This is a genomic window from Mesorhizobium sp. M6A.T.Ce.TU.002.03.1.1, from assembly GCF_003997275.1.
GTDB lineage: Bacteria > Pseudomonadota > Alphaproteobacteria > Rhizobiales > Rhizobiaceae > Mesorhizobium > Mesorhizobium mediterraneum.
Genome location: NZ_RZTI01000212.1, coordinates 1 through 6,222, shown reverse-complemented (window position 1 = coordinate 6,222; position 6,222 = coordinate 1). Strand labels below are relative to the sequence as shown.

Annotated in this window: 5 protein-coding genes and 1 pseudogene; 5 read left to right on the top strand and 1 reads right to left on the bottom strand. The window is 64.2% G+C overall.

Annotated elements, in window-relative coordinates; genetic code table 11:
• The 3 genes from EOC93_RS32215 to EOC93_RS32205 all read left to right on the top strand — a co-directional run.
• Nucleotides 1–647, top strand: a 647-nt coding sequence (locus EOC93_RS32215) for an ABC transporter permease (RefSeq protein ID WP_164759365.1), incomplete at its 5' end; no start/stop codon positions are given.
• 3 nt (nt 648–650) lie between these two features.
• A complete protein-coding gene (locus EOC93_RS32210; RefSeq protein WP_127206624.1) occupies nt 651–1,598 on the top strand; it encodes an ABC transporter permease in 948 nt (315 codons plus the stop codon).
• 328 nt (nt 1,599–1,926) lie between these two features.
• A complete protein-coding gene (locus tag EOC93_RS32205) occupies nt 1,927–3,996 on the top strand; it encodes a 3-hydroxyacyl-CoA dehydrogenase NAD-binding domain-containing protein (protein ID WP_127206623.1) in 2,070 nt (689 codons plus the stop codon).
• A 33-nt stretch (nt 3,997–4,029) separates the two neighbouring features.
• On the opposite strand, the gene EOC93_RS32200 is transcribed toward EOC93_RS32205, so the two are convergent.
• A complete protein-coding gene (locus EOC93_RS32200; RefSeq protein ID WP_095484956.1) occupies nt 4,030–4,842 on the bottom strand; it encodes a LuxR C-terminal-related transcriptional regulator in 813 nt (270 codons plus the stop codon).
• 113 nt (nt 4,843–4,955) lie between these two features.
• Between EOC93_RS32200 and EOC93_RS32195 the strand changes: the two genes are divergently transcribed.
• Together EOC93_RS32195 and EOC93_RS35180 are read left to right on the top strand one after the other, a co-directional pair.
• On the top strand, nt 4,956–6,092 hold the full coding sequence (locus EOC93_RS32195) for an ABC transporter ATP-binding protein (protein WP_095484957.1): 1,137 nt from the start codon (nt 4,956–4,958) through the stop codon (nt 6,090–6,092).
• Nucleotides 6,073–6,222 (top strand): annotated as a pseudogene (locus EOC93_RS35180) (spermidine/putrescine ABC transporter substrate-binding protein); the annotation flags it as partial. The gene EOC93_RS32195 and the pseudogene EOC93_RS35180, both read left to right, overlap by 20 nt.

The window sequence follows — 6,222 nt, the reverse complement described above, 5'->3', positions numbered from 1 at the left end:
GCTCGATCGGTGTCTACGCGCTGCTCGGCGCGCTGATCCATCTGCGCAACCTGCCTTCGATCGTGGTGACGCTCGGCATGAGTTTTGTCTGGCAGGGGCTCGCCATCCTCATCCTGCCGAAGCCCGGCGGCAAGGCGCCGGACTGGTTGCTGTCGCTCATGGCTTTCAAGCCGCCTTTCATTCCCTTTCCGATCATTGCCGCGCTGCTGATCGCGGCGGTCGTTTATTTCGGACTGATGCGCACCTCCTATGGCGTGATCCTGCGCGGATCGGGCGGCAATGCCGCGGCACTCAGCCGTGCCGGCTGGTCGCTGTTCAAGACCAAGATCATCCTGTTTGCACTCGCCGGCCTGTTCGGAGTGCTGTCCGGCATGGCCTTGATCGGCATCACCACCTCGGCCGACGCCAATATCGGCAATGGCTACACGCTGCTTTCGATCGCCGGCGTCATCCTCGGTGGCGGCGAATTCGTCGGCGGCCGGGTGTCGCCGATCGGCGCGGTGATCGGCGCGCTGACGCTGGCGCTGGCCGCGTCGCCACTGCTGACCTTCATGCACATTCCGCCCGATTGGCAGGTGGCCGCCAATGGCGCCATCCTGATCATCGTGCTGGCGGCCCGGGTGCTGATCAGCCGCAGGGAGAGGTGAGCGATGGCATCGTTGCGATTGCTGCTCGCCAAACCGTGGATCTGGTCCTTCATCGGCGCGCTGCTGGTGTGGTTGGCGACGATTGCCTTCACCGGCGGATATGGCGGCGGCGGCATGATCACGGCAGCACTTTCGCTCGCCGTCTTCACCGTCATCGTCGGTGTCGGCCAGATGTTCGTCATCACGCTCGGGCCGGGCAATGTCGACCTGTCGCTGCCGGCCAATATCGGCCTCGCCAGCGCCGTCGCCATGAAGGTGATGGACGGCAATGATGCGATGATCGCCGTCGGGCTGCTGGCGGCGGTGGCCTGCGGCATGACGGTCGGCGCGGCCAACTATCTCTTGATCTGGGCGCTGCGCATTCCGCCGATCATCGCCACATTGTCGGCGAGCTTCATTATCCAGTCGATCGACATCAGCTATGGTCGCGGCTTGCAGATCAAGCCGCCGCCGGGCTTCGCCAGTTTTACCAACTGGCAGATTCTGGGCATTCCGATCCTGGCGATCCTCACCGTGCTGTTCACCATCGGCGCTGCCATCGCGCTACAGCGCATGATCTATGGCCGCTCTGTGCTGGCGATCGGCCAGAACATCCGCGCCGCGTGGTTTGCCGGCATCAATGTTGGCCGCATCCGCTTCCTCACCTACACGCTGTCGGGCGCGCTCGGCGGCCTCGACGGGGCGCTGCTTGCCGGCTATTTCCGCGGCGCCAATGTCGATATCGGCAACGAGTACCTGCTGGCCTCAATCGCCGTCGTCGTCATCGGCGGCACGTCGGTGGCCGGCGGCAAGGCCAATGTGCCGGGTGTCTGGGGCGCGGCGCTGTTCCTGGTCCTGCTCCTGACCATGCTCAACACGTTCGGCGTCAGCGCCGGCGTCCGGCTGCTGCTGACCGGACTGATCATCGTCGGCGTCATCACCGCCGCGGGCGGCCAGAAAGCGCTGCGCTAGTTCTTTCGCCAGGCGGTGCAGAATCTTTTGATGCCGGCGGGACAGCGCCCCCCTCTGCCCTGCCGGGCATCTCCCCCACTTGGGGGGAGATTGCGCACACAGCCGCTTTCGCCAATCGCAAACGCCTCAGCAGTAAGAACGCCGACGTTGCAGGGCGAGCGGTGCGGGCGAAGCAGCCGACCTCCCCACTTGTGGGGGAGATGCCCGGCAGGGCAGAGGGGGGCGCGAAGGATCACCACAACAGCCTGGAGCCTTTCCGCGAAAACGGTTCCCATCCGGGCATCGGCCCTTTAAATCGTTCGGCGAACATCATTTTGCGAGAGGTTGCGTGCCCAATTTCGTGAGCGTTACAAGGGACGGCCGCATTGCGGTCGTGACCATCGACAATCCGCCGGTCAACGCGCTTAGCTTCCATGTTCGCGAGCCGCTGATGCAGGCGCTTTTCTCCTTGCGGGAAGAGCCAGATGTCGCGGCCATCGTCATCGCTTGCGCCGGGCGGACCTTTGTCGCCGGCGCCGACATCACCGAATTCGGCAAGCCGGTGCAGCAGCCGGATTTGCGCGCCATCATTGCCGTGCTGGAAACCATCGCCAAGCCGACGGTTGCCGCCATTCACGGCACCGCGTTGGGGGGTGGCCTGGAACTGGCGCTTGGTTGCCATTTTCGCGTTGCGGATACCGGCGCCAAGCTCGGCCTGCCGGAAGTCAAGCTCGGCTTGCTGCCGGGCGGTGGCGGCACGGTTCGGCTGCCGCGTCTCGTCGGCGCGCTGAAGGCGCTCAGCATGATCGTTTCGGGCACGCCGATCGGTGCGGCAGAGGCGCTCGCCGCCGGGCTGGTGGACGCCGTCTTCGAGGATGGCCTGACTGCGCAGGCAGTTCGTTTCGCTAGCGAAATGGTTGGCAGGGGCGGACCGTTCACGCCGGTGCGCCACCGTGACGGCCGTCTCGACCGGGCGGAATTGCCTGAATTCGACAAGCAAGCGGCGGAGCTTGCCAAAAAGGCGCGCGGGCTCGAAGCGCCGATCGCCTGCGCGCAGTCGGTTCGCAACGCCATCACGCTGCCGTTCGACGAGGCGCTGGCGGCGGAACGCGAACTGTTCGTCAAACTCGTTGCTGGTGACCAATCGCGCGCTCAGCGCCATCTGTTCTTCGCCGAGCGCGAGGCGGCGAAGGTTGGGGCTAAAGATATCGTCAGGCGCAAGATCGCGCGGGTCGGCGTCATCGGCGCCGGCACGATGGGCGGCGGCATCGCCATGGCGTTCGCCAATGGCGGCTACCCCGTGACCTTGCTGGAATCAACGCAGGAAGCGCTGCAACGCGGGCTGGCGACGATCGAGAAGAATTATGCCGTCTCGGTCGCGCGCGGTTCGCTGAGCGAAGACGCCAAGCGTCAGCGGCTCGGCCTGTTCGAGGGTTCCACCGACTATGGCGACCTCGCCGATTGCGACCTGATCGTCGAGGCCGTGTTCGAGGAGATGGCGGTCAAGCGCGAGGTGTTCGGCAGGCTAGACGCGGTGGCCAAACCGGGCGCGATCCTCGCCACCAACACCTCCTATCTCGACGTCAACGAAATCGCCGCCTCGACGTCGCGCCCGCAGGATGTCGTCGGCATGCATTTCTTTTCGCCGGCCAACGTCATGAAGCTGCTGGAGATCGTGCGCGCCGAGAAGACCGCGCCCGATGCGCTGGCGACAATCGTCGAGCTGGCACGGCGGATCGGTAAGGTGCCGGTCGTCGTCGGCGTCTGCCACGGCTTCGTCGGCAACCGAATGCTGGCCGCGCGCGGTTCGGAATCCGAGGCGCTTTTGCTGGAAGGTGCAACGCCACAGCAGATCGACCAGGCGTTCACCGATTTCGGCTGGCCGATGGGGCCGTTCCAGATGGGCGATCTCGCCGGCCTCGACATAGGCTGGCGCAACCGCAAGGCGCGCGGCCAGACGGCAATAATCGCCGACACACTGTGCGAACAGGGGCATTTCGGCCAGAAGACCGGCAGCGGTTTCTACCGCTACGAGAATGGCTCACGCACACCGGCTCCCAATCCGCACGTCGAAGCGCTGATCCGCGACAAGGCTGCCGAGAAGGGTATCGCGCCGCGCACGATTGGTGTTGACGAGATCATCGAGCGGACGCTCTATCCCATGGTCAATGAAGGGGCCAAGATCCTCGAGGAGAAAATTGCCGCCCGCGCCTCCGACATCGATGTCGTCTGGGTCAACGGCTATGGCTTTCCGGTAGGCAAGGGCGGGCCGATGTTCTGGGCCGGTCTCGAAGGGATCGACAAGATCATCGGGCGGCTCGACCACTGGCACGAGCGGACCGGCAAGGATGTTTTCAAGCCGGCGCCCCTGCTCAGGCGGATGGCTGAAACCGGCTCCTGGGAAAGCGCTGCCAGCTAAACTGCTTGAGCGAGGCCATTTCGAAATCGTGGATTACCGAATCCGCGCGTCGATGATCTCGACGAAACGCGCGAAGAGACCAGCCTGCGATTTGATCTTGAGCTTGCGATAGATGTTGCGGCGGTGGACCTTTACGGTTCCCGGCACGATGCGCATCGCCCTGGCTATCGATTCCGTCGAATGGCCCTGAAGCACCAGATCGACGACATGCTTTTCGCGCGGCGTGAGCGAAAGGCTCTTCCAGATATGAGCACGCTCGAACTCGTTGACCGGCGCAATCGCCTCGTCCTGCTTCGTCGCTGCCGGTTGGTCGGCCGGAAGGGCCGGCCAGCGCAGCCTGGCGAGACCGATCACCGCCGGCGCCATGTCACGCAGCAACCTGGCGTCGGCGGTTCCGAATGGTCCCGAAGCGTGCAATCGCATCAGCGAGACCACCAGCGCGTCCTTTCCCTTAAGCGGCACGAAGAAGCCGACCTCCTCGGCCAGCTTGGTCTGGCTATAGTAGGAGCGATAATATTCGCTGGCATAGAAGCGGTCCGGCGCCAGCTCGCGCATGCGCCAAAAACCTTCCTTTCGCTCGACCGCTGCGTGATGGAACGGGTCGAGCAGATAAGGCCCTTCCTGATAGAGCGCGACGAAGACGTGGCTTTCGGCCGGCGAGAACGTCTCGAACAGCAGCGGCGGGCGCGAGGCGCCGCGATAGCCGAAGATCACACAGTGATCGAAGCTGACATGCCGCCGGAGCCAGGCGACCATCGCCTTGCCGAAAAGCTCGCCGCTCGTCTCCCGTGTCGCCGCGATGAGCGCAGCGAGCTGATTGTATTCGTCGCCGCGCGATCCGCTCAATTTATACCCCTTTAAACGAGAAAATAGACCAAATATACCACCTGCGAGGTATATACTAGTCACCGTTGGCTCTGATAGCGTCTTGAAAATCGCCTTCGCTGGAGCCCGCAGCTTTGACCGCAGTGCCAGATATCGAGTTTCGCGGGGTCACCAAACGCTACGGCAGCGTGACTGCGGTCAGCGGCATCGATCTAGCCATCCCGCCGTCTGCCTTTGTCGCCTTGCTCGGGCCGTCCGGCTGCGGCAAGACAACCTGCCTGCGCATGATCGGCGGCTTCGAACAGCCGAGCGAAGGCGCGGTCTTCATCCGCGGCCGCGACATGGCCGGCACGCCGCCCTACCGGCGGCCGGTCAACATGGTGTTCCAGCAATATGCGCTGTTTCCGCATCTGGATGTCGAGGACAACATCGCCTACGGGCTGCGCCAGGCAAGGCCGCGGCTGTCGTCGCGGGAGATCAGCCTGAGAGCAGGCGAGGCGCTCGCCATGGTGCGGCTTGCCGGCTACGGCCGCCGCAAGATCCACGAGCTTTCCGGCGGCCAGCAGCAGCGTGTCGCCCTGGCGCGGGCGCTGGTCAACAAGCCGGCGGTGCTGCTGCTCGACGAGCCGCTGGCGGCGCTCGACAAGAAGCTGCGCACCGACATGCAGATAGAGCTGCAGAACCTGCAGCGCGAGATCGGCATCACCTTCGTCCTTGTCACGCACGACCAGGAAGAAGCACTGTCGATGAGCGATTTCGTCTGCGTCATGAATGGCGGGCGCATCGTCCAGCTCGGGCAGCCAAGCGAAATCTATGACGAGCCCGCCGACCTCTTCGTCGCCGACTTCGTCGGCAAGACCAATCTGTTGAGCGGCAAGGTCGCCGGGCACTCGGGCGACCTCGTCGAGGTGGCGCTTGCCGACGGCACCGTCATTGCCGCGCGCAAACGGACTTCGCTGCGCCAGGACGAAGCCGTTGCCGTCAGCCTGCGTCCTGAAGCCCTAAGCCTCGGCGCGCCGGGAAGCGGTCGGCTGAACGGCATTGTCCGCAACCGGATCTTTCTTGGCTCGACCGCGGAATATGCGATCGAGGTCGGCGGTATCGGAACGCTGCTCGCCAAGGCCGATCACCTGATCGGCGGTCGAAATCTCTTCAAGCCGGGTGAACCCGTCGCCATCGGCTTTACATCAGGAACGCCGCTCGCGTTCCCGGACCCCAAGAACAACGGGACCAACCAGAGGGAAAACAAACATGTCGAAATCATATCGTGACGGACTGCCGATAAACCCCGAAAAATTCGTCGACCAATTGATGCGCCTCAAGCGCGGTTCGATCGGCCGCCGTGAGTTCCTTGGCCTCACCGGTCTTGGCGTGGCAACGGCGGGCATGGGCCGCGCACTC